This is a genomic window from Phenylobacterium sp. 58.2.17 (assembly GCF_026411515.1).
In the GTDB taxonomy this organism is placed as follows: domain Bacteria; phylum Pseudomonadota; class Alphaproteobacteria; order Caulobacterales; family Caulobacteraceae; genus Phenylobacterium.
Map to the genome: position 1 here is coordinate 23,497 of NZ_JAPMTQ010000021.1, position 25,865 is coordinate 49,361.

At 68.7% G+C, this 25,865-nt stretch carries 23 protein-coding genes; 14 read left to right on the forward strand and 9 right to left on the reverse strand.

The window, feature by feature from the left end:
• Window positions 1-46: 46 nt before the first annotated feature.
• From OUA97_RS14025 to prfA, 7 genes are all read left to right on the forward strand, one after another.
• A complete protein-coding gene (locus tag OUA97_RS14025) occupies window positions 47-1,045 on the forward strand; it encodes a helix-turn-helix domain-containing protein (RefSeq protein ID WP_267232553.1) in 999 nt (332 codons plus the stop codon).
• A 55-nt stretch (window positions 1,046-1,100) separates the two neighbouring features.
• On the forward strand, window positions 1,101-1,889 hold the full coding sequence (locus tag OUA97_RS14030) for a TIGR00730 family Rossman fold protein (protein ID WP_267232554.1): 789 nt from the start codon (window positions 1,101-1,103) through the stop codon (window positions 1,887-1,889).
• Between the two features lie 81 nt (window positions 1,890-1,970).
• The gene (ispG, locus tag OUA97_RS14035; RefSeq protein WP_267232555.1) at window positions 1,971-3,113 is read left to right on the forward strand and encodes a flavodoxin-dependent (E)-4-hydroxy-3-methylbut-2-enyl-diphosphate synthase; all 1,143 of its coding nucleotides are present in this window, start codon (window positions 1,971-1,973) and stop codon (window positions 3,111-3,113) included.
• 69 nt (window positions 3,114-3,182) lie between these two features.
• Complete coding sequence (locus OUA97_RS14040) at window positions 3,183-3,656, forward strand: hypothetical protein (protein ID WP_267232556.1); 474 nt, start codon at window positions 3,183-3,185, stop codon at window positions 3,654-3,656.
• 69 nt (window positions 3,657-3,725) lie between these two features.
• Window positions 3,726-4,193 (forward strand): hypothetical protein, encoded by a 468-nt coding sequence (locus OUA97_RS14045; RefSeq protein ID WP_267232557.1) that lies wholly within the window; start codon window positions 3,726-3,728, stop codon window positions 4,191-4,193.
• A 119-nt stretch (window positions 4,194-4,312) separates the two neighbouring features.
• Window positions 4,313-4,606 (forward strand): hypothetical protein, encoded by a 294-nt coding sequence (locus OUA97_RS14050; protein WP_267232559.1) that lies wholly within the window; start codon window positions 4,313-4,315, stop codon window positions 4,604-4,606.
• A 122-nt stretch (window positions 4,607-4,728) separates the two neighbouring features.
• The gene (prfA, locus tag OUA97_RS14055; RefSeq protein WP_267232560.1) at window positions 4,729-5,805 is read left to right on the forward strand and encodes a peptide chain release factor 1; all 1,077 of its coding nucleotides are present in this window, start codon (window positions 4,729-4,731) and stop codon (window positions 5,803-5,805) included.
• Here prfA and OUA97_RS14060 read toward each other — a convergent pair.
• Window positions 5,802-7,001 (reverse strand): YihY/virulence factor BrkB family protein, encoded by a 1,200-nt coding sequence (locus OUA97_RS14060; RefSeq protein ID WP_267232561.1) that lies wholly within the window; start codon window positions 6,999-7,001, stop codon window positions 5,802-5,804. The two genes, prfA and OUA97_RS14060, sit on opposite strands and share 4 nt — an antisense overlap.
• A gap of 140 nt (window positions 7,002-7,141) precedes the next feature.
• Between OUA97_RS14060 and OUA97_RS14065 the strand changes: the two genes are divergently transcribed.
• The 3 genes from OUA97_RS14065 to OUA97_RS14075 all read left to right on the forward strand — a co-directional run bounded on the left by OUA97_RS14065 (window position 7,142) and on the right by OUA97_RS14075 (window position 10,057).
• Window positions 7,142-7,918: an MOSC domain-containing protein gene (locus OUA97_RS14065; RefSeq protein WP_267232562.1), complete on the forward strand. Its 777-nt coding sequence runs from the start codon at window positions 7,142-7,144 to the stop codon at window positions 7,916-7,918.
• Window positions 7,915-8,784 carry a peptide chain release factor N(5)-glutamine methyltransferase gene (gene prmC / locus OUA97_RS14070; RefSeq protein ID WP_267232563.1) on the forward strand — a complete coding sequence of 290 codons (870 nt, stop codon included), beginning with the start codon at window positions 7,915-7,917 and terminating at the stop codon, window positions 8,782-8,784. The genes OUA97_RS14065 and prmC overlap by 4 nt, the downstream gene beginning before the upstream one ends.
• A 250-nt stretch (window positions 8,785-9,034) precedes the next feature.
• Complete coding sequence (locus OUA97_RS14075) at window positions 9,035-10,057, forward strand: DUF4167 domain-containing protein (RefSeq protein WP_267232564.1); 1,023 nt, start codon at window positions 9,035-9,037, stop codon at window positions 10,055-10,057.
• A 64-nt stretch (window positions 10,058-10,121) separates the two neighbouring features.
• Here the strand turns inward: OUA97_RS14075 and OUA97_RS14080 are convergent, their stop codons facing one another.
• Window positions 10,122-12,164 (reverse strand): TonB-dependent receptor, encoded by a 2,043-nt coding sequence (locus tag OUA97_RS14080; protein ID WP_267232565.1) that lies wholly within the window; start codon window positions 12,162-12,164, stop codon window positions 10,122-10,124.
• Between the two features lie 144 nt (window positions 12,165-12,308).
• On the opposite strand from OUA97_RS14080, the gene OUA97_RS14085 reads away from it, so the two are divergent.
• Entirely contained in the window at window positions 12,309-12,791 is a 483-nt protein-coding gene (locus OUA97_RS14085) for a Fur family transcriptional regulator (protein WP_267232566.1), read from the forward strand.
• Here the strand turns inward: OUA97_RS14085 and OUA97_RS14090 are convergent.
• On the reverse strand, window positions 12,788-13,285 hold the full coding sequence (locus tag OUA97_RS14090; RefSeq protein ID WP_267232567.1) for a GNAT family N-acetyltransferase: 498 nt from the start codon (window positions 13,283-13,285) through the stop codon (window positions 12,788-12,790). The genes OUA97_RS14085 and OUA97_RS14090 overlap by 4 nt on opposite strands.
• Window positions 13,286-13,495: 210 nt before the next feature.
• On the opposite strand from OUA97_RS14090, the gene arfB reads away from it, so the two are divergent.
• Window positions 13,496-13,921: an alternative ribosome rescue aminoacyl-tRNA hydrolase ArfB gene (gene arfB, locus OUA97_RS14095; RefSeq protein WP_267232568.1), complete on the forward strand. Its 426-nt coding sequence runs from the start codon at window positions 13,496-13,498 to the stop codon at window positions 13,919-13,921.
• A gap of 49 nt (window positions 13,922-13,970) precedes the next feature.
• Complete coding sequence (locus OUA97_RS14100) at window positions 13,971-14,507, forward strand: hypothetical protein (protein WP_267232569.1); 537 nt, start codon at window positions 13,971-13,973, stop codon at window positions 14,505-14,507.
• Window positions 14,508-14,564: 57 nt separating this feature from the next.
• Here the strand turns inward: OUA97_RS14100 and clpB are convergent, their stop codons facing one another.
• The 3 genes from clpB to OUA97_RS14115 form a co-directional block, all read right to left on the reverse strand.
• Window positions 14,565-17,147 carry an ATP-dependent chaperone ClpB gene (clpB, locus tag OUA97_RS14105; RefSeq protein ID WP_267232570.1) on the reverse strand — a complete coding sequence of 861 codons (2,583 nt, stop codon included), beginning with the start codon at window positions 17,145-17,147 and terminating at the stop codon, window positions 14,565-14,567.
• Window positions 17,148-17,255: 108 nt separating this feature from the next.
• Window positions 17,256-19,166 (reverse strand): alpha/beta hydrolase family protein, encoded by a 1,911-nt coding sequence (locus OUA97_RS14110; protein ID WP_267232571.1) that lies wholly within the window; start codon window positions 19,164-19,166, stop codon window positions 17,256-17,258.
• 76 nt (window positions 19,167-19,242) lie between these two features.
• Window positions 19,243-21,483, reverse strand: coding sequence for an arylsulfatase (locus tag OUA97_RS14115; RefSeq protein ID WP_267232572.1), 2,241 nt, complete (start codon window positions 21,481-21,483; stop codon window positions 19,243-19,245).
• Window positions 21,484-21,637: 154 nt separating this feature from the next.
• Between OUA97_RS14115 and OUA97_RS14120 the strand changes: the two genes are divergently transcribed.
• Window positions 21,638-22,924: an OmpP1/FadL family transporter gene (locus OUA97_RS14120; protein WP_267232573.1), complete on the forward strand. Its 1,287-nt coding sequence runs from the start codon at window positions 21,638-21,640 to the stop codon at window positions 22,922-22,924.
• A 117-nt stretch (window positions 22,925-23,041) separates the two neighbouring features.
• Here OUA97_RS14120 and OUA97_RS14125 read toward each other — a convergent pair whose 3' ends face one another.
• The 3 genes from OUA97_RS14125 to OUA97_RS14135 all read right to left on the reverse strand — a co-directional run bounded on the left by OUA97_RS14125 (window position 23,042) and on the right by OUA97_RS14135 (window position 25,791).
• Entirely contained in the window at window positions 23,042-24,451 is a 1,410-nt protein-coding gene (locus OUA97_RS14125; RefSeq protein WP_267232574.1) for a M20/M25/M40 family metallo-hydrolase, read from the reverse strand.
• Between the two features lie 78 nt (window positions 24,452-24,529).
• Complete coding sequence (locus OUA97_RS14130) at window positions 24,530-24,961, reverse strand: DUF1178 family protein (RefSeq protein WP_267232575.1); 432 nt, start codon at window positions 24,959-24,961, stop codon at window positions 24,530-24,532.
• On the reverse strand, window positions 24,958-25,791 hold the full coding sequence (locus OUA97_RS14135; RefSeq protein WP_267232576.1) for a carbon-nitrogen hydrolase family protein: 834 nt from the start codon (window positions 25,789-25,791) through the stop codon (window positions 24,958-24,960). The genes OUA97_RS14130 and OUA97_RS14135 overlap by 4 nt, the downstream gene beginning before the upstream one ends.
• Window positions 25,792-25,865: the final 74 nt, after the last annotated feature.

The following is a 25,865-nucleotide window of genomic DNA, read 5'->3' on the forward strand; positions in this document are numbered from 1 at the left end:
CTTCGCCTTTAGATCGTAAACGCTAGCAAGAGGCGCCAAAGTAGCCATGCCGCTCGATACTGGCGGGGTTACCAGTCTGGATTTGCGTAACGGCGGTGATCGCGAGACCAACCGCGGCGGCGGCCTGACCCCATCCCTCGAAGTTGGACCCGATATTGGCGCCGCGCTGAAGGCCGCCCGGGAACTTCGTGGTCTCAACCTGCAGGAACTGGCCGACTCCACGCGAATTCGCCGCAGTTACCTGGCGGCGATTGAAGAAATGCGCCTGGACGAATTGCCCTCGCGCCCGTTCACCATCGGCTACATCCGCGCCTACGCCGCAGCGCTGGGCCTCGACGGCGACGCGGCGGTCGAACGCTTCCGCCGCGACGAACCGGTCACCGACACCGCCCTGCGCGCGCCCGTCGGCGTCGTCGAGTCGAAGGACCCGCGGCTGACCCTGGTCATCGGCGGCGGCATGCTGGTGATCGCCGCGATCGTCCTCTGGAACGTCGCCCAGCGGGCCATGACCGCCGAGGCGCCGCCGCCGCACACCGCTCCGGCCGCCGCCATCGCCAAGGCCAAGCTCGGTGCGCCCGCCGGTCCGGTCGCGCTCGGCGCGCCGCTGCCGGCCCCGGTCGAATCCACCACCCCGACGCCCTACGAGACCCCCGGCCTGGCCGAAGCCACCGCGGCAGGCGGCTCGTCCGACGCCGTCGTCGCCGCCAAGAAGGCCGCCGCCGCCGCACCCAAGGCCGAGCCGGCCGCCCCGACCGAGCCCCTGCCCCCAACCTTCGTGGCGCGCGGGACCGTCTATGGCGCCGACCCGGCCGCGTCGCTGGTGACGCTCCAGGCCCGCAAGGGCGCCTCGCTGATCGTCCGGGGCGCCGGCGGCGCGGCCTACTTTGCCCGCCAACTGTCGGCCGGCCAGGCCTACCGCGTCCCGAACCTGAAGGGCCTGACCCTCGAGGTCACCGACCCGGCCGCCTTCCAGGTGTTCGTCGGCGGCCAGAGCAAGGGCCTGATGCCGGCGCCCACCATCGCCGCCGAGAAGCTTGCGGGCTAGCCTCGCGGCGGCGTCTCGGCGAAGTTGCCCTCCGATTCAGTACGGAGGTTCAGTCATGGTCGCAGGCGCTACGGACAGCGGAGCACACCCCAGCAACGCCGAGCAGATGGCCTCGCCCTCCTACCGGCTGGCCGCGCTCGACGAGGATTTTCTGCTCGGCGACTCGATGCGCGGGGTGCGCTTCCTGCTGGAGTACGCCAAGGCGGAGGACGCCCTGCGCGCCCAGGGCGTGCGCTCGACCATCGTGGTGTTCGGCAGCGCCCGCATCTCCGAGACCGGCCCCGGCCGCCATGCCTCCTGGTATGCCGCAGCGCGCGAGTTCGGCAAAATCGCCTCCCAGCGCGGCGGCGCCCTGCTGAGCAACGGCGGCCCGCGCGACAACGTCATCGCCACCGGCGGCGGGCCCGGCGTGATGGAGGCGGCCAACCGCGGCGCGCTTGAAGCCGGCGCCCCGACGATCGGGTTCAACATCACCCTGCCCTTCGAGCAGGAGCCCAACGCCTATTCGACCCCGGACCTGACCTTCCGCTTCCACTACTTCGCCATGCGCAAGATGCACCTGGCCATGCGCGCAAACGCCCTGGTGGTGTTCCCGGGCGGGTTCGGCACCCTGGACGAGCTGTTTGAGATCCTCACCCTGCGCCAGACCGACAAGGCGCCGCGGATCCCCGTCGTGCTGTTCGACGAAGCCTATTGGCGCTCGGTGATCAACTTCGACACCATGATCGCCGAAGGCATGATCAAGGCCTCCGATCTCGACCTCTTCACCTTCGCTGAGAGCGCCGAGCAGGTCTGGACCCAGCTGGTCGCCGGCGGGGTCAAGCACGGCGAAGACATCACCTGACCCCATGCGCGGCCGCGCTGCTGCGTCACGGCGCGGCGCGGCCTCGCGTTTTCCGACGGAAGACCCTATTTTCCGCCCGTCATGACCGTACAAGATCACACCCACGTCCGTCCCTGGCGCGCTATCGACCGCCGGGTCTCGCGCAAGATCCGCGTCGGCAAGGTCGAGGTGGGCGGCGACGCCCCGATCACGGTCCAGTCGATGACCAACACGCTGACGGCCGACGCCGCCGCGACCATCAATCAGATCCGCCAGCTCGAGGAGGCCGGCGCCGACATCGTCCGCGTCTCCTGCCCAGACGTTGAGTCCACCACGGCCTTCAAGACCATCGCCCGCGAGGCCAAGGTCCCGCTCGTGGCCGACATCCACTTCCACTACAAGCGCGGCATCGAGGCGGCCCAGGCCGGCGCGGCCTGCCTGCGGATCAATCCGGGCAACATCGGCTCGCCGGCCCGCGTCAAGGAAGTCATCCAGGCCGCCCGCGACCACGGCTGCTCGATGCGGATCGGCGTCAACGCCGGCAGCCTGGAGCCGCATCTGCTTGAGAAATACGGCGAGCCCTGCCCGGCCGCGATGGTCGAGAGCGCGCTCGATCACGCCCGCATCCTGCAGGACAACGACTTCCACGAGTTCAAGATCAGCGTGAAGGCGTCCGACGTCTTCATGACCGTCGCGGCTTACCAGCAGCTGGCCGAGGCCATCGACTGCCCGCTGCATGTCGGTATCACCGAGGCTGGGGCCACCCGCACCGGCACCGTAAAGTCCTCGATCGGCATGGGCTCGCTGCTCTGGGCCGGAATCGGCGACACCATCCGCGTCAGCCTGGCTGCCGACCCGGTCGAGGAGATCAAGGTCGGCTTCGACATCCTGAAATCGCTGGGTCTGCGTCACCGCGGGGTCAACATCATCGCCTGCCCGTCCTGTGCGCGTCAGGGCTTCAACGTCATCCAGACCGTCGAGACGCTGGAGAAACGCCTGGCTCATATCGCCACGCCGATGAGCCTCTCGATCATCGGCTGCGTCGTGAACGGCCCGGGCGAGGCGCTGATGACCGATGTCGGCTTCACCGGCGGCGGCAAGGGCGCGGGCATGGTCTATCTGGCCGGCAAACCGGACCACAAGATGGACAACGAGAAGATGGTCGACCACATCGTCGAGCTGGTCGAGGCCAAGGCCGCCGAACTCGCCAAGGCCGAGCAGGCAGCGCTGCAGGCCGCCGAGTAGATCACACGTTATATGAACTTTGTCGGGCTGCTATTCGCGCCCTGCGAAATACCCTAGACCTTGTCGTGAGTGCACTGGGGTATTGATTTGACTAGGTTCTCGCCAGCTCCCGCCGACAACCGTCGCGCCGTCGTTCGCATCGTCGGCTCCGAGCTGACCAAGATCGCGGGCGACATGGCCAAGATCCACGACGGCGATGTCATCGAGTATTTCGTGTTCACGACCCTATGGGTGTTGAACTCCAGCCACCTGATCGGCGACCCGCGATATGCTCAGCTGAGAAGCATTCCGCCGGACGCGCTGCGCAAGCCTGCGAGCCTCGATGAGCTTCGGCGCGCCCTGCCGATGCCGGACGATATTCTTCAGACTTACGTCAAACGCCTGTTGGATAAGGGCTTGGCCGAAGAACTCTCCGGCAAGCTGGTAGTGCCCACCGCGGTGTTCACCCGACCCGACATGCTGAACGGCACCAACGAGCTCTATGACCACCTGGTGCACCTGGTCACCTCCTTGCGGGCGGCCGGCTTCTCGTTTGGCGACTGAGGCGCACGATTGACCACTAAAGCGCCGGTTCAATAGGTCGTGCGGCTAGGCTAGTCGAAGGGGGCGATCATGGACGCAGCAGCCGACAATCGGCGCGCCGTGCTCCGCACCGGCACGTTCGAGATTCTCGCCGCCCTTCGATCCTTCGCCAGACTGCACGGCGGCGACGTCTTCGCCCTGCTGGTGTTCACCACCATCTGGAGCGCCAACGGCGAGAACCTGCTCGGCGACGCGCGCTATGCCGGCCTGCACAACATCGGCCCGGACAAGGGCAGCCTGCCGATCACCGACGCAGCCTTGCGCAAGGCCATCGGTGCGCCTGCCGAGGTCATTGACCGCTATGTCGAGGCGTTTATCTCCCTGGGGGTCATCGAGCGCGTCCCGGGCGGGCTGATCGCACCGGCCGCCGTCTTCACCTCGCCGGAGATGATGGACGCCGCCGAGGAGTTCTACGCGCGCATCCAAGGCCTTGGCCGGGCGTTGCGGGCCGTGGGATTCGAGCTTCTTGCACCCGAGCCGCCGCCCCTCCGCGCTTGACCGTCGGTCCGCGAACGTCGTTTCAAATTGAACAATGTCAAAGATGACGCCCGCGTCACCTCTTGCGCTCGCGTCGCAGCCTTGGTTAGGTGCCCCGCCTAAACCCAGGGAGGGACACCATGTCCGCGGACGGCAACTGGAAGATCACCATCAACTCGCCGATGGGCGCTCAAGAGGTCGAAGCCTCGATCACCACGAGCGGCGACACCTTCACCGGCCAGACCAAAGGCCGCATGGGTGAACAGGCCATCGAAGGCAAGGTTTCGGGCGACACCCTGACCTGGTCGACCGCCATCACCCAACCGATGCCGATGACCCTCGAATTCTCGGCCACCGTGTCGGGCGACTCGATGAGCGGCAACGTGAAGCTGGGCGCCTTCGGCTCGGCTCCGCTCTCGGGCGTGCGCGTCTAAGACGTTTTTCCGCTTCAGCGGACGGATGGGCCCTCTCCTCGCGGAGAGGGCCTTTTTCGTTGGAGACCCGCCGGGAGGGCGCTAGAGAAGCCTCCCTTCATTTCAGCCGCGACTGGAACCCCGTGCGTCTCCCCCAGGCCAGATTGGATCAGGTCCTCGACCGCTTCCGCGAGATCGAGGCGCGCATGGGCGCGGCCACCGACGGTGCCGAGATCGTGCGCCTGTCCAAGGAACATGCCGAGCTGAAGCCGGTGGCCGATGCGGTGACCGCCGTGGCCCGCGCCCGCGAGGAGCTGCCCGAGCTCGAGGAAATGGCCAAGGCCGGCGACGCCGAGATGGCCGCCCTTGCGCAGGACGAACTGGCCGCCCTCAACGAGCGCCTGCCGGGACTGGAGCGCGATGTCGCCCTGCTGCTGGCGCCGAAAGACAAGGACGAGAACGCCTCGGCCATCCTGGAAGTGCGGGCCGGCACCGGCGGCGACGAAGCGGCGCTGTTCGCCGGCGACCTGTTCCGGATGTACCAGCGCTACGCCCAGAGCCGCGGCTGGCGGGTCGAGATCGACAGCGTCTCGGAGGGCGAAGTCGGCGGCTACAAGGAAATCATCGCCTCGATCACCGGCGACGGGGTGTTCGGCCGCCTGAAATTCGAGAGCGGCGTGCACCGCGTGCAGCGGGTGCCCGAGACCGAGGCCGGCGGCCGCATCCACACCTCGGCGGCCACCGTCGCGGTGCTGCCCGAGGTCGAGGACGTCGAGATCGACATCCGCGACCAGGACATCCGCGTCGACACCTATCGCTCCTCGGGCGCCGGCGGCCAGCACGTCAACAAGACCGACTCGGCCGTGCGCATCACCCACCTGCCGACCGGCATCGTGGTCACCTCCTCCGAGAAGTCGCAGCATCAGAACCGCGCCCGCGCCATGAAGGTGCTGCAGGCCCGCCTCTACGACCAGCAGCGTGAGGCGCTCGACAGCGCCCGCGCCGACGCCCGCAAGAGCCAGGTCGGCTCCGGCGACCGCTCCGAGCGAATCCGCACCTACAATTTCCCGCAAGGACGGGTGACCGACCACCGCATCAACCTGACCCTCTACAACCTGGCCAAGGTGATGGAGGGCGAGGCGCTGGATGACGTGATCAATCCGCTGATCGCCGAGGACCAGGCCGCGCGCCTGGCCGCCCTGGAAGACGAGTTCAACTAGCGCCGCAGCGCGCGGCGCACCTTGTCTGCTTGGCGCAGGCTGTCGTTGACCGCGCGCGCCTTGATCTTCGAAATGTCCAGATGGAACGCCAGCCCGACGCTGTCGGCCATGGCCGCGCCGCGCTCGCCCATCGGCTTCTCAGGTCCGACCGTGGTGTCGATCGCGGTCTGGTGCTCGATCTCGGCGTTGATCTCGGCGCCCATCAGCACAACCATCACCGAAAACCAGATCCAGGTCATGAAGGCCACGACCGCGCCCAGCGATCCGTAGGTGACGTCGTAATGGGCGACATTGTTCAGGTACCAGGAAAAGCCTAGCGAGCCGATCAGCCAGAACCCGGCGGCCAGCAACGCGCCGACGCTCACCCAGCGCCACCTGGCCCGCGCCCGGCAGGGGCCGTAGCGATAGATGACGCAGAAAGCCCCCGCCGCCATGGCCACCAGGACCAGCCAGCGCAGCGGCGCCCAGATCACCGCCAGTTCGCTCAGGCCCAGGCGTTCGAAGGCGATGGGGGCGGCGATCAGCACCGCCGTCATCACCACCAGGAACAGCAACGCCCCGAACGTGAAGACATAGGTCAGCAGGGTGCGATTGAAGAAGTTGCGCTTCTCCTGCTCGTCATAGGCCACGTTCAGCCCGTCGAAGAGCGCCTTCATCCCAGCGTTGGCGGACCAGACCGACAAGAGCAGGCTGACCAGGAACGCCACCGACAAGGTGGCCGAGGGGCGGTCGGCGAGCCGCAGCATCTGCTCGCCGACGATGTTGATCACCTCGGCAGGGAATACGCTGGCCATGCTCGCCAGCTGCTGCTGCACGGCGGCGACGTCGGCGATCAGGCCGTAGAGCGAGACGAACACCCCCATGGCCGGGAACAGCGCCAGCAAGGTGTAGAACGTCACCCCGCCGGCCACCGAGGGCAGCCGGTCGCGGCCGATCTCCTGATAGGTGCGCCAGGCGATGTCCTTCCAGCCTTTGGGCGGGATCGCATGGGGACCGTGGGCGCTGCGCCCGCGCCGAGGCTCGGCCTCCTCGAATGCGCGCGGCGTGGCGATGGCGTCGACGCTCAAGCGCCCGCGGACATGCTGGCGACTGCGCCGCCAAAGCTCGGTCATTGCGATGAACCCGACCCAGGGCGCGACGCGCCAGAAGATCCCGATCGCGCGGTTCCACGCCGATCGCTCCTCCGGATCCGTCATCGCCGCCCTTTCTTCACCGCGCCAGACAGGCTGGAACACCTCGATCTTGCCAGCGTTCCGCCGGCCAGACAGCTACCAGCACGGGCGCGACTGTGCGAAGACACGACCATCGGCTGAACGTTCAGGACGACGAGGGGCACATGACCGGTCACATCGCTGCGCTCTACCGACACCCGGTCAAGGGCTTCACGCCCGAGAGGCTCGACCAAGCCCAGCTGACCGTCGGCGGCCCCTTCCCCTGCGATCGCCTCTATGCGGTCGAGAACGGCCCCTCCGGCTTCGACCCGGCCGCCCCGGCCTATATTCCCAAGCAGAAGTTCACGGTGCTGATGTCGATCGCCGAGGTGGCCAAGGCTCGCACCCGCTACGACGAAACCACCGGCGTCCTGACGGCGAGCGCGCAGGGCCAGCCCGACTTCAGCGGATCCCTGCAGCAGTCGCAAGGCCGCGAGGCCTTCGCCGCCTGGCTGACCGCCCTGCTCGGCGAGGAGGCGCGCGGGGAGCTCAAGGTGCTCGACGCCCCCGGCTACCGGTTCATGGACCACCCGCAGGGCCACGTCTCGATCATCAACCTGGCCAGCGTCCGCGACCTGGAAGCCAAGATCGGCCGCCCTGTCGACCCGCTGCGCTTCCGCGGCAACCTCTATGTCGAGGGCTGGCCGGCCTGGGTCGAGAACGACTGGGAGGGCCGCGAACTGATGGTCGGCTTCGCCCGCGCCAAGGTGTTCAAGCCCATCGTCCGCTGCGCCGCTACCCACGTGAATCCCGACACCGCCGAGCGCGACATGGATGTGGTCAAGGCGTTGTTCGACAACTATGGCCACATGAACCTGGGCATCTATGTCCACGTTACCGATTCTGGACGGATCACGGTCGGCGACGCCGCCACCATGCCCGCCCTGGAGCCCACTGAATGACGCTTACCCTCCTGCAAGCCTGGCAGTCGGCCAAGACGCGCCTGGAGGCCGTCGGTCTCGTGGGGCCGGTGATCGACGCACGCCTGCTGGTCGAGGCCGCCGCCGACGCCACCCGGGCCGATATCGTCGCCGATCCTCACCGCGCCCTGACGCCCGAGCAGGAGGAACGCCTGACCAACTACGTCTCGCGCCGCGAACGCCGCGAGCCGGTCAGCCATATCCTCGGCCGCAAGGGCTTCTGGAAGGTCATGCTGGCGGTCAACGCCGACGTCCTGACCCCGCGGCCGGAGACCGAGGTCATCGTCGACTACGTGCTCAAGCAGTTCCCCGAGCAGATGGCCTTCGACATCCTCGACCTCGGCGTCGGCTCGGGCGCGATCATCCTGTCGATTCTGGCCGAACGCCCGGCCGCCAAGGGCCTGGCCACCGACATCTCCGACGAAGCCCTGGCCGTGGCGCGCGAAAACGCCTCCAACCTCGGCCTGGCCGGGCGCGTCGCCTTCGCTCGCGGCGACTGGACCGCCGGCCTGCAGGACGCCAGCTTCGACGTCATCGTCTCCAATCCGCCCTACATCGCCAGCGAGGTGATCGAGACGCTGGAGCCGGAGGTGCGCCATTTCGACCCGCGCCTGGCCCTGGATGGCGGCCCCGACGGTCTGGACGCCTATCGCCATCTGGCCCCGGAAATCATGCGCGTGCTGAAACCGGGCGGCCTCTTCGCGGTCGAGATCGGCTACGACCAGAAGGAGCAGGTCGAGGCCCTGTTCAATGAAGCCGGCGGCAGTGATGTCTGGACGATCAAGGATTTGTCGACCAACGACCGCGTCGTTGTGGGCGTGAAAAACCCCTTGGAAACGCGCAAGTGAATCGCTAAGTCTTTATCTCGTCTCCACCCAATTCGCCGGTGCTAGAGGTTCAGGACGTCCTGGGATCACAGGACGTACACCCGCTCCGGCAGGCGCGCAGGCTTAGCGTGTCTCGCGCCTCAAGGTCAGGGCGGACGACGGAGAACACTTACGTCTTCAACACGGACTTACGGGCGATCGGCCCGACCAAGGCGAGAGGATAGACCGCGCGCACACCGGCGAAAGACCGACGCGGCGGCGGACACAGCGAATGAGAGATTTCAAGGGTATGAAGCGCCAGCGCGGCCGCAATCGCGGTGGCGGCGGCGGCAAGCCGCAGCAGCAGAACGCGAACCGGGCCTTCGACTCCAACGGCCCGGATGGCGTGAAGGTGCGCGGCAACGCCCAGCACGTCTTCGAAAAGTACCAGCAGCTCGCCCGGGACGCTTCGTCGTCCGGCGACCGCGTTCTGGCTGAGAACTACCTGCAGCACGCCGAGCACTACTTCCGTGTCGTGCGGGCCATGCAGCCGACCAAGCCCGCCGCCGAGATCCTCGGACGCGACACCTTCTCCGGCGGCCTCGACATCGACTTCGAGGACGAGAGCGGCGCCCAGGCCGCGGCGGCGGAAGCTGAAGCGGCGGCCAATGAGGCCGCTGAATCGGGCGAAAACAACGAAGTCGAAGGCCAACAGGCCCGCGGCGAGCGTTGGCGCGATCGCGATGACCGCCAGGACCGGCCGCGCGACGACCGCAACCGCGACCGCGACGACCGTCAGCGCAACGACCGCTTCGAAGGCCGCAACCGCGACCGCAACGACCGCTACCGCGATCGCGACGACCGTCCCCGTGACGACCGCCAGCGTGACGACCGTCCGCGGGACGAGCGCCCCCGCGATGATCGGCCCCGCGCCGAGCGCGAGGATCGCCGTGATCGCGACGACCGTCCGCGCAGCGAGCGATTCGAAGGCCGTCGTGACCGGGAAGATCGTGGCGAACGTCCGGAGCGGGCTGAACGGCAGGACCGCCCCGAGCGCGATCCGCTGGCTGTCGTCGAGCCCAAGGCCGCGCCGCTGGTCGCGACCGAACAACAAGCTTCGCCCGTGCTGCGTGACGAGGACGGCGGCGAAAGCCACGCTCCGGCCTTCCTGAAGGCCCCGCGCGCGCCGCGAGCGCCGAAGGCCGAGGCTCCGGCCGCGGCCGAGGGTGAGGAAAAGCCCAAGGCCCGCCGTCGCCGCGCCCCGCGCAGCTTCGAGGGCGGCGAAGCTTCTTCGAACGAGACTGAAGAAGCCTGAGGCCAGCGCCTAGGCTCTGAAAGCGATCAACCCCTCCCTCGCGGGAGGGGTTTTTCTTTGCCCTCTAGAACTTGTAGCCGACGCCGAGACGGAAGCTGCGCCCCGGCAGGGGGGCCAGATCCTTCAGGAACGAGGCGTGCTCGCGGGCCTCGGCGTCGTTAAGGTTCCGCCCTTCCAGGAACAGCCGCAGCTTGCGGTCGGCGAACGGCGTGGCCGACAGATAGGCGTTGATCATCTGATAGCTGTCGGTCGGCAGCTCGAACTCGGCCACGCGGTCTTGCTCGCCCACGTGGCGCAGTTCCAGCTTGCCGGTCCACCAGCCGCCGTCGAACACCGCCCGGCCGGTCACCGACCACGGCGGAATGCGCGCCGGCGGGCCGAGGTCGGTGTCGCCGTGGACATAGTCGGCCGCGCCTTGCAGCGAGAAACTGCGCTCGCCGTCTTGCCACAACCGATACGACGCCTCGGCCTCCGCGCCATAGAAGGTCGCATCGGTCTGCAGGTAGTCGAAGACCGCAAAGCCGCTCTCAGGATCGATCTGGCCGCTGGCGCGCAGGTCGATGAATCCGTCGTACTTCACGGCAAAGGCATGCAGGTCCATTTCCCAGGGCCCAGCGCCATAATGCACCGTGGCGTCCAGCGAGTACGAGACTTCGGAATCAAGGTCGGCGTTCCCGACCTCGAACCCGCGGGTGGCCGCATGGGCGCCGTCGGCGAACAGCTCCGCCTCGGTCGGGGCGCGCGCTGTGCGCGAGGCCGACAGCCCCAGGAACCAACCCTCGGCCGGGCGCAGGAAGCCGCCGAGGCTGGCGGAGACATTGGTGAAGTCGCGCGACAGCGCGTCGGTCTCAAGCTCACGGCGGTCGAGCCGCAGCCCGCCCTCGACGCCCCAGGTGTCGTTGTCCAGCCGCTGCAGGGTGAAGAGGCCGAGCTCATGAGTTTCGGTCGAGGGCACGTAGGCCTCCTCGCCATTGGCGTCGAGCGTGCGCGACAGCGCCTGTAGCCCGACCGCCCCCTGCCAGCCGCCGCGGGCCTTCTGGACCAGTTCGGCCCTCGCCTCCCAGCCTTCAGACAAGAACTGCGTGCCGATGAGGCCGCCTTCCAGCTCGGCGTGCTCGTAGTCGGCGTAGCCGGCCGAAACCTTGAGCTGGTCGAACGGGCCGAGGTCGAGGTTCAGCCCCCCGCGCAGGTCGTAGCGCGTCTGCTTCAGGTCGATCTGGACGCCGCCCGCCTCATCGTCGTGCTCATGCTCATGGTCGTGGTCGTGGTCATGGTCTTCCCCGGCCTCGTGCGCATGGCCTGGGACGCCATAGGTCGTGTCGGTGCGCTTGACCGCGACGCCCAGGAAGCCCTTGTCGCCGACATAGGAGACGCCGCCGCCATAGGCGTCCAGCTTCACCGCGGTGTTGGCGACGGTCGAGGGCTCCTTGCCCAGGTACTCCTCGCCCTCGGCGGCCATGAACCGGCGCGATTCCGCCGGCGAGGGGATGTCGTAGTCCGAGCTTTCACGATGCAGGCCGTCCAGGCTGAACACCCAGCCGCCGACGCCTGCCTTCACCGAGGCCGACACCGCCGAACCCTCGTCGACGGTCGTTCCCGAGGCCAACAGGCGGCCATGCACGCCCTCGACCTTGGTGCTGGAAATCCGGTCGTCGATGATGTTGACGATGCCGCCGATCGCCGAGCCGCCATAGGCCAGGGCCGACGGGCCCCGCAGCACCTCGATCCGCTCGGCCTCCTGCGGATCGTTGGCCACCTGGTGATCGGGCGACAGCGCCGAGGCGTCGATCATGCCGACGCCGTTGCTCAGCACCAGCACCCGGGGCCCGGCCAGGCCCCGGATCACCGGCCGGCTCGCGCCCGGTCCAAAGAAGGTCGAGCGCACGCCAGGCAGGCCCGACAGCACGTCCCCGAGGCCGGCGGAGGGCGCGGCGTCCAGGTCGTCGCGCTTCAGCACCTCGACGCTGGTCGTCACCGAGTCCATCGAGACGACATAGGGTGCGGCGGTCACCACCAGCTCGGAGACTTCCTTGGCCGCCTCGGCATGGGCCGAGCCCGCGGACAGCGCAGCGGCGCCGGCGGCGGCGAGCAGGTAGGTCTTGGTCATATGAACGCCTCGGGCATACTGACGGCCGCGGACTTGAAACAGCCGCACCTTGTTACGAAATAACGTTGACCGTTATGAGATAACATAACCGCGCGTCAAGCGGCATTGCTTGCGGCGAACGCGAGAGGCAGGTAGCCAAGGCTTATGGGAAGCGAGTGTCATCACGCGGACGGCGCGCATCCGGGCCTCAAGGGGCACGCCCTGAGCCATGCGCTCGGCGCGGCTGAGACCCGCTGCGTGGCGACCCAGGAGCGCCTGACCGCTCCGCGCCGCCGGGTGCTGGAGCTGCTGCTCGAGGCCGACGGCCCGCAGAAGGCCTACGATCTGATCGCCGCCTTCGGCGAACACGGCGAACCGGCCAAGCCGCCGACCGTCTACCGTGCGCTGGAGTTTCTCGAACGGCTGGGCTTCGCCCACCGCATCGAGAGCCTGAACGCCTACGTGCCCTGCCGCATCGACGGCGGCGAGCACCGCGCCGCCTTCCTGATCTGCGACTGCTGCGGCGCGGCCCAGGAGTTCGAGCCCGACTTCACCGCCCAGCTCGCCGCCGCCGAGGCGGCGGGCTATCAGGTCGCGACCATCACCCTGGAAGCCCGCGGCCGTTGTTCGGCCTGCCGCGCCGGCTAGGGCCGAAGACGCGCCATCGAGATGGCGTCGACGTGCTCCCCATCGCGCCAGGCATAGCTGCGCATGACCCCCTCGCGCTCGAACCCGAAGCGTTCGTAGAGCGCGATGGCGCGGGCGTTGTCGCTCCACACCGTGAGTTCCAGGCGCAGCAGGCCCAGCCAGCGGTCGGCCTGCTCCACGGCCGCCGCCAACAAGGCCGTGCCCACGCCGCGGCCGGCATACGCGTCGTGGACCGCCATTCCGAACGTACCGACCTGACTGCGACGCCCCTCAAGGCGGCTGAGGCCCAGGCTGCCGACGACCTTGCCGCCGATGACCGCGACGAGCATCGTTTGGGTCGCTGACGTCGTCTTGAAGCGCTCGCGCCGCGTCGCGACGCTGGTGAACGGGACCTGCATGGTTCCCCAGACGGCGCGGGGCTGGTTCATCGCCTCGGTCAGGTCGGGCACGTCCTCCGGCTCGGCGGCGCGGATCAATATCTCGTCTTGGCTCATCGTCTTCTCTCGGTGGGGCGGAGAACGAGACCAAAGAAAAAGCCCCGTCCGTCGCCGGCGGGGCTGGTGGGGCGAAATGCGGCTAAGCGATCCTAGCGCACGACATCCCTCACCGATCCCGCTTGGGCGGTTCGGCAGGTCACGTGCATAAGGGTCGCGAAAGCGGTCATGCGCCAAGCTTAGCCGACAACATCGATATTTGGAAAGCCGGTGATCGAAGTCACCCCGACCATCGCCATCTCCGAGGATGAGATCACCGAGCGGTTCATCCGCGCGGCCGGCCCCGGCGGCCAGAACGTCAACAAGGTCTCCACCGCCGTGGAGCTGCGCTTCGACGTCCGCCGCTCTCCCTCGCTGCCCAACGACGTCGCCGTGCGGCTGATGCGGCTGGCCGGGCGCAAGCTGACCCAGGACGGCGTGCTCGTGCTGACCGCGATGAGCTTCCGCACCCAGGAGCGCAACCGCGCCGATGCGCTGGAGCGCCTGCTGGAGCTGATCCGCGAGGCCGCCAAGCCCCCGCCGCCGCCGCGCAAGAAGACCAAGCCGACCAAAGCCTCCCAGAAACGCCGGGTGGAAGCCAAGGTCCGCCGCGGCGGCGTGAAGTCCATGCGCGGCAAGGTCCGAGGCGACGACTAGGGGTAAACCCTTGGCGGTGAGGCTTCCGGATGCGTAAGGTGCGCGCGCCATGTCACGCATTCGTCTGCTCTCCGCCTCCGCCGCCCTCCTGCTCGTCGCCGCCTGCGCGCCGACCCTGGGCCCGCCCCCGCCTCCGCCGCCCGGCGGCGGCCCGGCCACGGCCGGCGTCTTCCGCGCCGAGGACTTCTCGTGGTCGGCCGTGCCCGGCTCTGGCCGTGTCGACGGCCGCCTGACCTACAAGGCCGGCCAGACCCGCTATTCCTGCACCGGCGCCGGCGTGGTGCTGACGCCCGAGACGCCCTGGACGCGTCGGCGGATGAGCATCCTCTACACCTCCGCCGACCGCGCCGCCCTGCCCGCCGACGAGGTCCGCGCCCGCACGCCCTCGGCGCCCAGCGGCGACTACTCGGCCTTCGTCAAGCGCGCGGTCTGCGACGCCAACAGCGCGTTCAGCTTCTCAGGTCTCGCCAACGGCGCCTGGTACGTGATCACCGTCGCCAAGCCGGTCAGCGGCTCGGGCCCCGACATCGCGGTCATGCGCCGGGTCGAGGTCCGCGGCGGTCGCACGGTGAAGGTCGAACTCTAAGCCGGACCGCGGTCCAAACAAAAACGCCCCGGAGATCGCTCTCCGGGGCGTTTGTCGTTAGTGGACCTTGGCCTTGCCGATCTCCAGGCCCTCGGCGTCGGCCCCGACCTGGATCACCGCGCCGTCCTCCAGCTCGCCCGCCAGCAGCTTGCGGGCGATCGGGTCGACCAGTTCCTTCTGGATCACCCGCTTCAGCGGCCGCGCGCCATAGACCGGGTCGTAGCCCTTGTCGGCCAGCCAGTGCATGGCCGCCGGATCCAGTGTGATCGACATGCGCCGGTCGGCCAGCAGCTTCTCGACCCGCTGCAGCTGGATGCCGACGATGTTGTCCATCTCCCCGCGGCCGAGCCGCTTGAACAGGATGATCTCGTCGATCCGGTTCAGGAACTCGGGACGGAAGTGGCGCCGCACCACATCCATCACCATCGGCCGTGCATCCTCGACGTCCTCGCCCTCGGCCTGGTTGGCCAGGAACTCGGACCCCAGGTTCGAGGTCATGATCAGGATGGTGTTGCGGAAGTCGACGGTCCGGCCCTGGCCGTCGGTCAGACGACCGTCGTCCAGCACCTGCAGCAGCACGTTGAACACGTCCGGGTGCGCCTTCTCGACCTCGTCAAACAGCACGACCTGGTAGGGCCGGCGCCGCACGGCTTCGGTCAGCGCCCCGCCCTCGTCGTAGCCGACATAGCCGGGAGGCGCGCCGATCATGCGGCTGACCGAATGTTTCTCCATGTATTCAGACATATCGAGGCGGGTGATCGCGCTCTCGTCGTCGAACATGAATTCGGCCAGGGCCTTGGTCAGCTCGGTCTTGCCGACCCCGGTCGGGCCGAGGAACAGGAACGAGCCGATCGGCCGGTTGGGGTCCTGCAGGCCGGCGCGCGCGCGGCGGACGGCGTCGGACACGGCGACCAGCGCCTCCTCCTGCCCGACCACGCGGCCGCGCAGGGCGTCCTCCATCTTCAGCAGCTTTTCGCGCTCGCCTTCCAGCATCTTGTCGACCGGGATGCCGGTCCAGCGGCTGACCACGGCGGCGATCTGCTCGGCGTCGACCACCTCGGGGCTGATCGGATTTTCGGCCGCGGCGCTCTCCTCCTGCTCCAGCCGGCGCTCCAGGGCCGGGATCTCGCCATAGGCGATCTCCGAGGCGCGCTGCAGGTCGCCGCGGCGCTGGGCCGCGACCAGTTCGGCGCGCAGCCGGTCCAGCGCCTCGCGGGCCTGGGCGGCGGACGAGACCTTGTCCTTCTCCGACTTCCAGCGGGCGGTCATTTCGGCCGAGCGGCCTTCCAGATCGTCCAGCTCGTCTTCCAGCTTCTCCAGCCGCGCCTGCGAGGCGGCGTCCGGCTCCTTGGACAGGGCCTCGCGCTCGATCTTCAGCTGCACGATGCGCCGGTCGATCTCGTCCAGTTCCTCGGGCTTGCTATCGACCGCCATGCGCACACGGCTGGCCGCCTCGTCGACCAGGTCGATGGCCTTGTCGGGCAGGAAGCGGTCGGTGATGTAGCGGTTAGACAGGGTGGCGGCCGCGACGATGGCGCTGTCGGAGATGCGCACCCCGTGGTGCACCTCGTACTTCTCCTTCAGCCCGCGCAGGATCGAGACCGTGTCCTCGACGGTCGGCTCTGAGACGAACACCGGCTGGAACCGGCGGGCCAGGGCCGCGTCCTTCTCGACGTGCTTGCGGTACTCATCCAGCGTGGTCGCGCCGACGCAGTGCAGCTCGCCGCGCGCCAGGGCCGGCTTGAGCAGGTTCGAGGCGTCCATCGCCCCGTCGGTCTTTCCGGCCCCGACCAGGGTGTGCATCTCGTCGATGAACAGCACGATCGAGCCCTCGGCCGCGGTCACCTCGCCGAGCACGGCCTTCAGCCGCTCCTCGAACTCGCCACGGTACTTCGCGCCGGCGATCAGCGCGCCCATGTCCAGGGCGTGCAGCTGCTTGTCCTTCAGGCTTTCGGGCACGTCGCCGTTGACGATGCGCAGGGCCAGGCCCTCGACGATCGCGGTCTTGCCGACGCCCGGCTCGCCGATCAGCACGGGATTGTTCTTGGTCCGGCGGCTCAGCACCTGGATCGTGCGGCGGATCTCCTCGTCGCGGCCGATCACCGGGTCGAGCTTGCCGTCGCGCGCGGCCTGGGTCAGGTCGCGGGCATAGCGCTTGAGCGCGTCGTAGCCTTCCTCGGCCGAGGCTGAGTCGGCGGTCTTGCCCTTGCGCATGGCCTTGGCGGCCTCTTCCAACGCCGCGGCGTTGGCGCCGGCGTCCTTCAGGGCCTTGGCCGCGTCGCCGCCTTCCTTGGCGATGGCGATCAGCAGCCGCTCGGTGGTGACGAAAGCGTCGCCGCCGGCCTTCGCCCCGGCCTCGGCCTCGGCGAAGATGCGCGCGGTCTCGGGCGCCATGTAGAGCTGGCCCGAACCGCCCTCGACCTTCGGCCGCTTGGCCAGCAGGTCGTCGGCGGCCTTGTCGGCCGCGTCGGGACGTCCGCCCGCGCTCTGGATCAGCGCGCGGCTTAGGCCGTCCTTTTCTTCAAGCAGCACCTTCAAAAGGTGCTCGGGCGCGAGTTGTTGGTGGCGGCGCGCCAGCGCCAGGCTCTGGGCCGACTGGATCGCCTGCTTGGCGCGGTCGGAATAGAGATCGATGTTCATGCGTTCCCCTCGATAGGCGGATTGGCGTGACCGCCTTCATCAAGCACGGCCGCGCCTCGACGGGATGTAGTGTGGCGATTTCGCCACACAACAGGGACAGCCCCGAAATCAGCTCGGCGGGTTGTTCTTCTCCAGGAAGATCGTCACCGCATTGAGCATCCGCAATCGGGTTTCGCCCCGAGACAGCCAATGATCCTCGCCGTTCATGACCACCATCTCGGCCGGATTGCCGGCCTTCTCCAGCGCGCGCTGCATGATGGCGCTCTGCTCCATCGGCACCACCGTATCGTCGCGGCCATGCACCAGCAGGATCGGAACGCCTGCCCCGTCGGCCTTTTCGGCCGGCGACAGCTCGCGCAGCACCGGATCGTCGGGATCGTCCGCGCCCATGAAGCGGATCCAGTACTTCTGCGCCGTGCGCCCCTTGTTGGTCTTCGACCAGCCGACCATCCGGCGCAGGTCCGACACCCCCGCGACCGACGCCGCGCAGCGATAGACGCCGCGATCCATCGTCGCCCCGGCCAGGGCCGCATAACCTCCGTAGCTCGCCCCGACGATGCAGACCCGCGCCGGGTCGATGAGGCCCTGCCCGGCCAGATGCCGCACGCCGTCGGATAGGTCGGTCTGCATCTTGCGCCCCCATTGGCCGTATCCGGCCTGCAGGTGCTGCGCGCCAAATCCGGCGGAGCCGCGGAAATTGACCTGCAGCACCGCGTAGCCGCGCGAGGCCAGCGCCTGCGACCACCAGTCAAAGGTCGGCGTATCGCGCGCCGCCGGCCCGCCGTGGGCCAGCACCACCAGCGGCAGCTTCTTGGCCTCGCGGCCGCGCGGCAGGGTCAGGTAGCCGCTCAGCTCAAGGCCGTCGGCGGCCTTGAAGCGCACCGGCTTCACCTGTGCGATGTCTGCCTCGGTCAGTCCGCGATAGACCGATCCGATCCAGTCCGCCCGCTTGGTCTTCCAGTCGACATAGGCGATCCCGGGTCCCTCGGTCGGAGAGTCCACCCGAATGATCATCCGCTCGCGATTGTTGGACCAAGAGAGCAACTGCACATGCTGGCCGCGGTAGGCCGCCTCGATCGAGCGCCAGATCTTCTGGTCTTGCGGGCTGAAGAAGTCATAGCGGAACTCATCGCCGACCAGCGCCCGCGATCCGACCAGGTGATGGCCGCCAGGGTCAAAGATCAACTGGGAGCCGCCGATCGTCCTGATCGGCTCGCCGCTCGTACCGTCGACGTTCAACTCCCGCAGCACCCGCTGGTCGTCCTCCTCGTCGAACAGCAGGATCGAACGGCCGTCCCGGCCCAGCCCGGCCAGGCTCGGGCGGTCGAGATAGCCTTCCGAGCGCATGACCACCTTCCAGCCGACCTGTTGCTTAATCTTCAGCGTCCAGACGCCGCTGACATAGTCGAAGGCCGAGGCCGCCAGCGGCTGGCCGTCGGCCCCGACCACCCAATCCTCGCTGTAGGGAAAGCCTTCGTGGACCATCTTCGAGGCGCCGGACTTCAGGTTGATCTGATAGAGCGCGATGCGCCCTCGGCCGCCGCTGTCGAAGCGGACGCCGGTGACGAACACCGCCGGCTTGCCGTCGACGGTGCGCCGCACCGGCGAGCCGACCACAATGTTGAGCCCCCGCTCGACGTCGCGCATCAGCCGCGTCTGCCGGTTGGTCTCGACATCGAACAGGACGACGGTCGTGTATTCCTGGCGGGGCGCGATCACATTGGCGATCGACGCGGTCGTGCTGGCGGTGATCAGCAAATGCTGGGGGCTCGCCCAATCCAGGTCGCGCACCTTGGCGGCGCCCGCGTGGATGACGCTGTCCTTGCCGGTGGCGATGTCCTTGACGACGATCTGCCGGTCCTCGCCGGTCGTCAGGATGACCGCGAACCGCGCGCCGTCCGGCGAAATCGCCGCCGCCTCGATGCTCGGAAGTTTGCCGTAGGCCTCAAGCGGCGCGGCCATGGCGATGGTCGCGGTCGCCAGACAGGTGACCGCCAGCGCAAGCACTCTGATGAGCACGTCGTTCCTCCCCCCGGATTACGGAAACTGTGGCCGAGCCGGCCAGCTTCCGCAACCCGAAGTTGGATCGTGCAATCTACTGGCGTGCCAGTTCCGCGGCTCCGACCGCGTCGCCGTCCAGGGCCTGGTCGGCGTCCATGGTCACCGTCACCGTCCGCAGCGCGCCGCTGAACTTGAACGGCTCGGCATAGTCGCCGACCGCGCTGCCGCGGTCGCGGCCGATGTCCAGGCCCGACCACGAGATCAGGGTCATGAAGCCCAGATGGGTGGCGACCTCGCCCGCCGGGCGGCCGTCGATGCTGAGGATGAAGCGCCGCCCGTCGCCCTGGACGCACTGCACGCCCAGCCGCCGGCGGCCCGGCGCCACCGCCGCCTCCGAGCTGACCGTGGTGCGCAAGCCCCCGACGTTCAGGGTGTGGTGCAGACGCCCGTCGCGCACGAACAGCGAGTAGCCGCTGGTGGCGTCGCCATGGGCGATCAGCACCCCCTCGTCGCCCTCGCCCAGGGTCACGTCGGCCTCGATGAAGTACGAGCGCGAACGCACATCGGGGGCGCAGTCGCTGGGCACGTGCCCCATGCCCTTGTGGAACACGAACTGTTTGCGCGCGCCCTGGTGGCGCAGGGCGTTCTCGGCGAAGCGAGGTCCGAAGCGGTCGTCCAGCGGCAGGACGTTGCAACGCTCGGCCTGGGCCCACCATTCGTCGACCAGCGCCGCCAGCCGGTCAGGCTCGGCCTGCGCCAGGTCGCGGGTTTCCGCGAAGTCGGCGTCGAGGTGGTAGAGCTCCCAGACGTCCTTGTCGAAGGGCGCGCCCGGCGGGTGGAACGCCACCGCCTTCCACCCGTCCTTCCAGAGACCACGGTGGCCGAACATCTCGAAATACTGCGCCGAGCTCTTGGCCGGCGCGGCCGCGTCGGTCAGCGAAGCAGCGAAGCTCTCGCCCTCCATCGGCGTCTGCACGACCCCGGCGATGACGTCGGGCGAAGACATGCCCAAAAGCTCCAGCAAGGTCGGGGTCAGGTCGCAGGCGTGGGCGAACTGGCCTCGCGTCTCGCCGCGAGCGGCGATCCCGTTCTTCCAGCTGATCACCAGCGGATCGCGGATGCCGCCGCCGTGGGTGTTCTGCTTGTAGCGGCGCAAGGGCGTGTTCGAGGCCTGGGCCCAGCCGAACGGGAAATTCGAGTGGCTGTCGGGCCCGCCGATGTCCTCCAGCCGCGCCAGCTTCTCCGGCATCGGTTCGAACTTCATGTTGTAGGGCCCCATGGCGTTGACGAAGCCGAGCGGCCCGCCTTCCTGGCTGGCGCCGTTGTCCGACAGCACGAGGATCAGAGTGTCGTCCTTCACGCCGGCCTGCTCTAGGAACTCCACCAGCCGCGCCAGGTGCCGGTCAGCGTGGTCCAGCATGCCGGCGAAGGCGCTCTGCAGGCGGGTGAACACCTTCTGTTCGTCGGGCGAGTGATCGGCCCAGGCCTTCACTCCGTCGTTGCGCGGCGGCAGCTGGGTGTCCGGCGGCACGATCCCCATCGCCTTCTGGCGCTCCAGCCGGCGCTCGCGCTCGACGTCCCAGCCAGCTTCGAACACCTCGTCATAGCTGCGGATGATGTCCATTGGCGCCTGGTGCGGCGCATGGCAGGCCCCCAGCGCCAGCCACAGCAGCCACGGCTGGTCCGGCGCATCGGCGATGTGGTCGGCGACGAAGCGGATGCTCTCGTCCACCAGGTCTTCGGTCAGGTGATAGCCGTCGCGGTAACCGCCCGGCGGGTCGACAGGGGTGTTGTCGCGCACCAGCTCGGGCGAGAACTGGTCGGTCTCGGCGTCCATGAAGCCGTAGTAGCGGTTGAAGCCGCGGCCCAGCGGCCAGCCGTCATAGGGCCCGGCCGCGCCCGTCTGGTTGACTGGCGTCGCGTGCCACTTGCCGACCATGTAGGTCCCATAGCCCTGGCCGCGCAAAATCTCCGGCAGGGTTCCGGCCTCCCTGGCGATCTTGCCGCGATAGCCGGGAAAGCCTGAGTCGAAGTTGGCCAGGCAGCCCATGCCCACCGAGTGATGGTTGCGACCGGTCAGCAGCGCCGCCCGCGTGGTCGAGCACATCGCCGTGGTGTGGAAGCCGGTGTAGCGGAGGCCCTCGGCCGCCAGCTTGTCGATCGTCGGCGTCCTGATCGGCGAGCCGTAGCATCCGAAGTCCGAAAACCCGACGTCGTCGAACAGTACGACCAGGATGTTCGGCGAGCCGGCCGGCGGCTTCACCTTCGGCGGCCAATAGGGGACAGAGTCCGCCAGGGTGCGCCCAACCTTCGCCGCGCCATGCGATCCAGACATATGACAGACTCCATGCCAATTCATTAAGTTGTGGCTCCTGGGCCACGGTTTGGCAAGCGGTTGATCGCCGTTCTGCAACCCGCCGCGTGCTGATCGGGTTTTGGGAAGCAGCCGATCCGCGCGCGGATCCCTCCCCGGAACGATGAGCACTCCCATGACCCGGCTGACCCTCCTGGCGGCGACCACGGCCGCAACCGCCCTCCTGTCCACCACGGCGCACGCGGCGGGCTACTACCTGCAGGAACAGTCGGTGAAGGGCGCGGGCCGCGCCTATTCGGGCGAGGTCGCCGACCAGGGGGTCTCCTCGCTTTGGTGGAACCCGGCCGCCATCGCCCGCTCGGGGCGCGAGGCCTATGTCGGCCTGCATGCGGTGTTCGTCGACGCCACGGTCAGGAACGAAGGCTCGACCATCACCTATCCGAACGGACTGACCATCCCGATCCAGGGCGAGCCGCGCGCCTTCAGTCCGATCCAGGACGGCGTCGCGCCGAACTTCGCCATCGCCACCCCGATCGGCGACCGCTTCGCGCTCGGCCTGTCTGTCGCCGCGCCCTTCAACTTCACCACCGAGTACCGCAAGTCGTCGTGGGCGCGGTACGACGCCCTGACCTCCCGGCTGACCACCGCCGACATCCAGGTGACCGGGGCGATGAAGGTCACCGAATGGCTCGACCTCGGGGCCGGGGTCAGCGCCCAGTACACCGACGCCAAGCTGCAGACCGCCTATCCGAACCTCTCGCCGCTGCTCGCCGACGGCATCTCCCAGCTCAGCGGCGACGGCTGGGATTTCGGCTGGACGGTCGGCGCCCAGGCCTATCTGGGCCCGGTGACGCTGGGCGCCAGCTACCGCTCGAAGGTCGAGCACGACCTCGACGGCGATGTCCTGGTCGCGGGCCTGGTCGGTCCCCTAGCCCCGGTCAACCGCGAGGTCGGCGGCTCGGCGGCCTTCACCACGCCCTGGATCGCCACCCTCGGCGCCCGCTGGCAGGCCACCGACCAACTCGCCCTCAACGCCCAGATCCAGCGCATCGGCTGGAGCGAGTTCGAATCGATCGACGTGAAATTCGCCGGCGGCGGCGAAAACCTGTTCCAGGGTTATGAGGACGTCACCTCGGGCGGCGTCGGCCTCGACTATGCGGTCAACGACAAGCTGACCCTGCGCGCCGGCGTGCAGTACGACCCGACCCCGACCCCCGACGCGGCCCGCACCGCGCGGGTGCCGGACGGCGACCGCTGGCTCTACGGGGTCGGCGCCACCGCCGACGTGATGAACGGGCTGAAGGTCGATGCGGCGTTCGCCTACATCGACTTCGCCAATTCCGACGTCCACCACGACACGGTGTTCTACGAGGGCACGCCCGCGGCCACCACGACCCGCCTGCGCGGCGAGGTCGAGGGCGCCGGCTACGTGCTGTCGCTGGGCCTGCGGAAGACGTTCTGACGCGTCCCGCAAAGTCCGGAAGCAAGCTAAGTCGAAAACGAAAAGCGGCGCTCCAGCCAGGCCGAAGCGCCGCTTGGGTCCCGGCCTTCGCCGGGGGGAGCGGTTGTTTGCTCGCCCCTACTTCTGGTTCGCGTAGAGCTTGACCACCTCGTAGAGGAAGTCGCGGCCCTCATAGAGCGAGCGCACGCGCATCTTCTCGTTCAGCCCGTGGGCGCCGTTGCCGGTCGGCTCGCTGAAGAAGCCGGTCAGGCCGTAGGTCGGCACCCCGACCGCGTTCAGGAATCGGCCGTCGGTGGCGCCGGTCGCCATCACCGGCACGATCGGCACGCCCGGCCACAGCTTGGCCGAGACCGTCTCGATCGGGCCCATGATCTGCTTGTTCAGCACCGGCGGCGGAGTGACCGGGCTCGGCTCGCCGACCGTCGTGACCTTGATCGCCGGGTCGGCCAGCACCTTGACCAGCGCCTCGCGGGTGGCCTCGACGCCCTCGCCCGGCAGGATCCGGCAATTGACGTTGGCCCGCGCCCGCTGCGGCAGGGCGTTGGGCGCATGGCCGGCGTTGACCATGGTCGCCACGCAGGTGGTCCGCATCATCGAGTTGCGGCCCGGATCGCGCGCCACAGCCGCCACCGCCGCGGCGTTGGACGGGTCCTTGGCGACGGCGGCCATCGCCTCGCCCATCGGCCCGCCCTCGATCTTGGCCATCTGGACGAAGTTGCCGCGCACCGCATCGTTCAGCTTCACCGGGAAGTCGTACTCGCCCAGCCGCGCCAGCCCCTGCGACAGGTGGTAGATCGCATTGTCGCGCACCGGCGCCGAGGAGTGGCCGCCCGGATTGGTCACTTCCAGGGTGTAGTCCTGATAGACTTTCTCGCCGGCCTGCACGCCCAACGACACACGGTTCCCCTGGCCGTCCAGCCGCCCGCCGGCGCCCTCGTTGAGCACGAAGGCGGCGTCCATCAGATCGCGGTGGTTCTTGATCAGGTATTGGACGCCGTTGAAGGTGTCCGGCGTCTCCTCCCCGCAGGTCAGCGCCATGCGGATCGTCCGCTTCGGCTTGAAACCCTCGGTCTTGTAGCGGGCCAGGGTGTCGACCCAGACCGCGGCCTGGGCTTTGTCGTCGGCCGCGCCGCGGGCGTAGAAGAAGCCGTTCTCCTCGACCAGCTTGAACGGATCGCGCTCCCAGTCGGCGCGGTTGGCCTCGACCACGTCGATATGCGCCAGCAGCAGGATCGGCTTGGCCTTGGCGTCGGTCCCCTTGAGCGTCGCGACTAGGTTCCCGTCCTTGGGCCGGTCCGGCGAGACGATGATCTGCAGGTCCGCGTCGGCGAACCCGGCGCTCTTCAGCCGCGCGGCCATCGCCTGCGACGCCGCGGTGCAGCTGCCCGCCGACAGGGTGGTGTTGATCTCGATCAGCTCTTTGTAGAGGTCGCGGAACGCCAGCTGGTCAGCGCGCGGGCTCTGGGCCATCGCCGGCGAGGCGATAGCGGCGGCCGCCAAGGCGGCGGCGGTGAAGGTACGGATCATTGACGCTCCCCATGAACTGGCGGGGAGCCTATGGGGCGTCCGGCGCGGCGGCAACATTCCATCCGCGCGCCCCGGCGTTCAGTTCACGTCCGACTTCTTCGGCGGCGCCGGCGGCAGCGGAGCGATCTGGATGCCGTCGTCCTTCAGCGCCTTGATCTCGGCCGGACTGGCCTCGCCATAGATGCCGCGGTCTTCCGAGCGGCCCTCGTGGATGGCGCGGGCCTCGCCGGCGAAGGCGTCGCCGACATAGTCGAAGTTCTCCTCGACGTGGGCGCGGACCTTGCCCATCGCCTCCATGACCATCGAGCGCACCTGCGGCGGGAGGTCGGCGGCCTGGGATTTCTTGGTGCCGGCCACCGAGGGGGCCATGATCTGCTTCTCGACCGCCCGGCTCTCGCAGACCGGACACGCGACCAGGCCGCGCGCCGACTGGTCGTCGAAATCGCCGGACGAGCCGAACCAGCCCTCGAACGCGTGGGCGTGCTCGCAGATGAGCGCGTAGCGGATCATGCGATAGATATAGGCGCTGTAAAGCTCCGCGCATTGGGCAGGGCCGGGATCGCCGCCCGCGCCTTGGCCACCGCGGCCAGGTCCAGGTCGGCGATCAGCACGCCCGGCTCGTCGTGGTCGAGCTTGCCCAGCACCTCGCCCCAGGGGCCGATGGCCAGGGTCCGGCCCCAGGTGCCGCGGCCGTCTTCGTGGAAACCGCCCTGGGCCGGCGCCAGCACGAAGCTGCCGGTCTCGATGGCGCGGGCGCGCAGCAGCGTCTCCCAGTGCGCCTCGCCGGTCGGCCGGGTGAAGGCGGCCGGCGTCACGATCACCTCGGCCCCGGCCAGCGCCAGGGCGCGGTACAGCGCCGGGAAGCGCACGTCGTAGCAGATGGTCAGCCCCAGCTTCAGCTCGCCGGCCCGCACCGCCACCGCCTGTTCGCCGGGCTCGTAGGTCTCGCTCTCGCGCGCGGTCTCGCCGGTCGGCAGGTCCACGTCGAACATGTGCAGCTTGTCGTAGGTGGCGGCGATCTGGCCCTGCGGCGTGATCAGCGCCGCACGGTTGGCGGCCTTGCCATCCGGCCGCTTCACCAGCGCCGAGCCGATCAGGATGGTCACGGAAAGCTCGGCGGCCAGGGCCTGCAGGCCTTGCACGACAAGGTCGTCCTCCAGCAGGGCCAGCTGCGGCAGCAGCGCGGCCTTGTCCTTCTGCAGGATGTTGGCGCCCTCGGGCGTGGCGATGAAGCTCGCGCCGTCGGCCGCAGCCTGCCGGATCAGCGGCGTCACGTGCGCCAGCGCCGCGGCGTGGCTGGCGGGGGTTCTGGTCTGGATCAGGCCGACGCGCAGGGTCATTCGCTACTCCGCTCATCCCCGCGCAGGCGAGGGTCCAAGCCGATGCTCAGCTTAGGCTCCCGCTTTCGCGGGAG

Bases quoted from the DNA above. Each gene is read 5' to 3' on its own strand.
- OUA97_RS14025 (WP_267232553.1), top strand. From the start codon at position 47: ATGCCGCTCGATACTGGCGGGGTTACCAGTCTGGATTTGCGTAACGGC.
- OUA97_RS14030 (WP_267232554.1), top strand. From the start codon at position 1,101: ATGGTCGCAGGCGCTACGGACAGCGGAGCACACCCCAGCAACGCCGAG.
- ispG (WP_267232555.1), top strand. From the start codon at position 1,971: ATGACCGTACAAGATCACACCCACGTCCGTCCCTGGCGCGCTATCGAC.
- OUA97_RS14045 (WP_267232557.1), top strand. From the start codon at position 3,726: ATGGACGCAGCAGCCGACAATCGGCGCGCCGTGCTCCGCACCGGCACG.
- OUA97_RS14050 (WP_267232559.1), top strand. From the start codon at position 4,313: ATGTCCGCGGACGGCAACTGGAAGATCACCATCAACTCGCCGATGGGC.
- OUA97_RS14060 (WP_267232561.1), bottom strand. From the start codon at position 7,001: ATGACGGATCCGGAGGAGCGATCGGCGTGGAACCGCGCGATCGGGATC.
- OUA97_RS14065 (WP_267232562.1), top strand. From the start codon at position 7,142: ATGACCGGTCACATCGCTGCGCTCTACCGACACCCGGTCAAGGGCTTC.
- prmC (WP_267232563.1), top strand. From the start codon at position 7,915: ATGACGCTTACCCTCCTGCAAGCCTGGCAGTCGGCCAAGACGCGCCTG.
- OUA97_RS14075 (WP_267232564.1), top strand. From the start codon at position 9,035: ATGAGAGATTTCAAGGGTATGAAGCGCCAGCGCGGCCGCAATCGCGGT.
- OUA97_RS14080 (WP_267232565.1), bottom strand. From the start codon at position 12,164: ATGACCAAGACCTACCTGCTCGCCGCCGCCGGCGCCGCTGCGCTGTCC.
- OUA97_RS14085 (WP_267232566.1), top strand. From the start codon at position 12,309: ATGGGAAGCGAGTGTCATCACGCGGACGGCGCGCATCCGGGCCTCAAG.
- OUA97_RS14090 (WP_267232567.1), bottom strand. From the start codon at position 13,285: ATGAGCCAAGACGAGATATTGATCCGCGCCGCCGAGCCGGAGGACGTG.
- OUA97_RS14100 (WP_267232569.1), top strand. From the start codon at position 13,971: ATGTCACGCATTCGTCTGCTCTCCGCCTCCGCCGCCCTCCTGCTCGTC.
- clpB (WP_267232570.1), bottom strand. From the start codon at position 17,147: ATGAACATCGATCTCTATTCCGACCGCGCCAAGCAGGCGATCCAGTCG.
- OUA97_RS14115 (WP_267232572.1), bottom strand. From the start codon at position 21,483: ATGTCTGGATCGCATGGCGCGGCGAAGGTTGGGCGCACCCTGGCGGAC.
- OUA97_RS14120 (WP_267232573.1), top strand. From the start codon at position 21,638: ATGACCCGGCTGACCCTCCTGGCGGCGACCACGGCCGCAACCGCCCTC.
- OUA97_RS14125 (WP_267232574.1), bottom strand. From the start codon at position 24,451: ATGATCCGTACCTTCACCGCCGCCGCCTTGGCGGCCGCCGCTATCGCC.
- OUA97_RS14130 (WP_267232575.1), bottom strand. From the start codon at position 24,961: ATGATCCGCTACGCGCTCATCTGCGAGCACGCCCACGCGTTCGAGGGC.
- OUA97_RS14135 (WP_267232576.1), bottom strand. From the start codon at position 25,791: ATGACCCTGCGCGTCGGCCTGATCCAGACCAGAACCCCCGCCAGCCAC.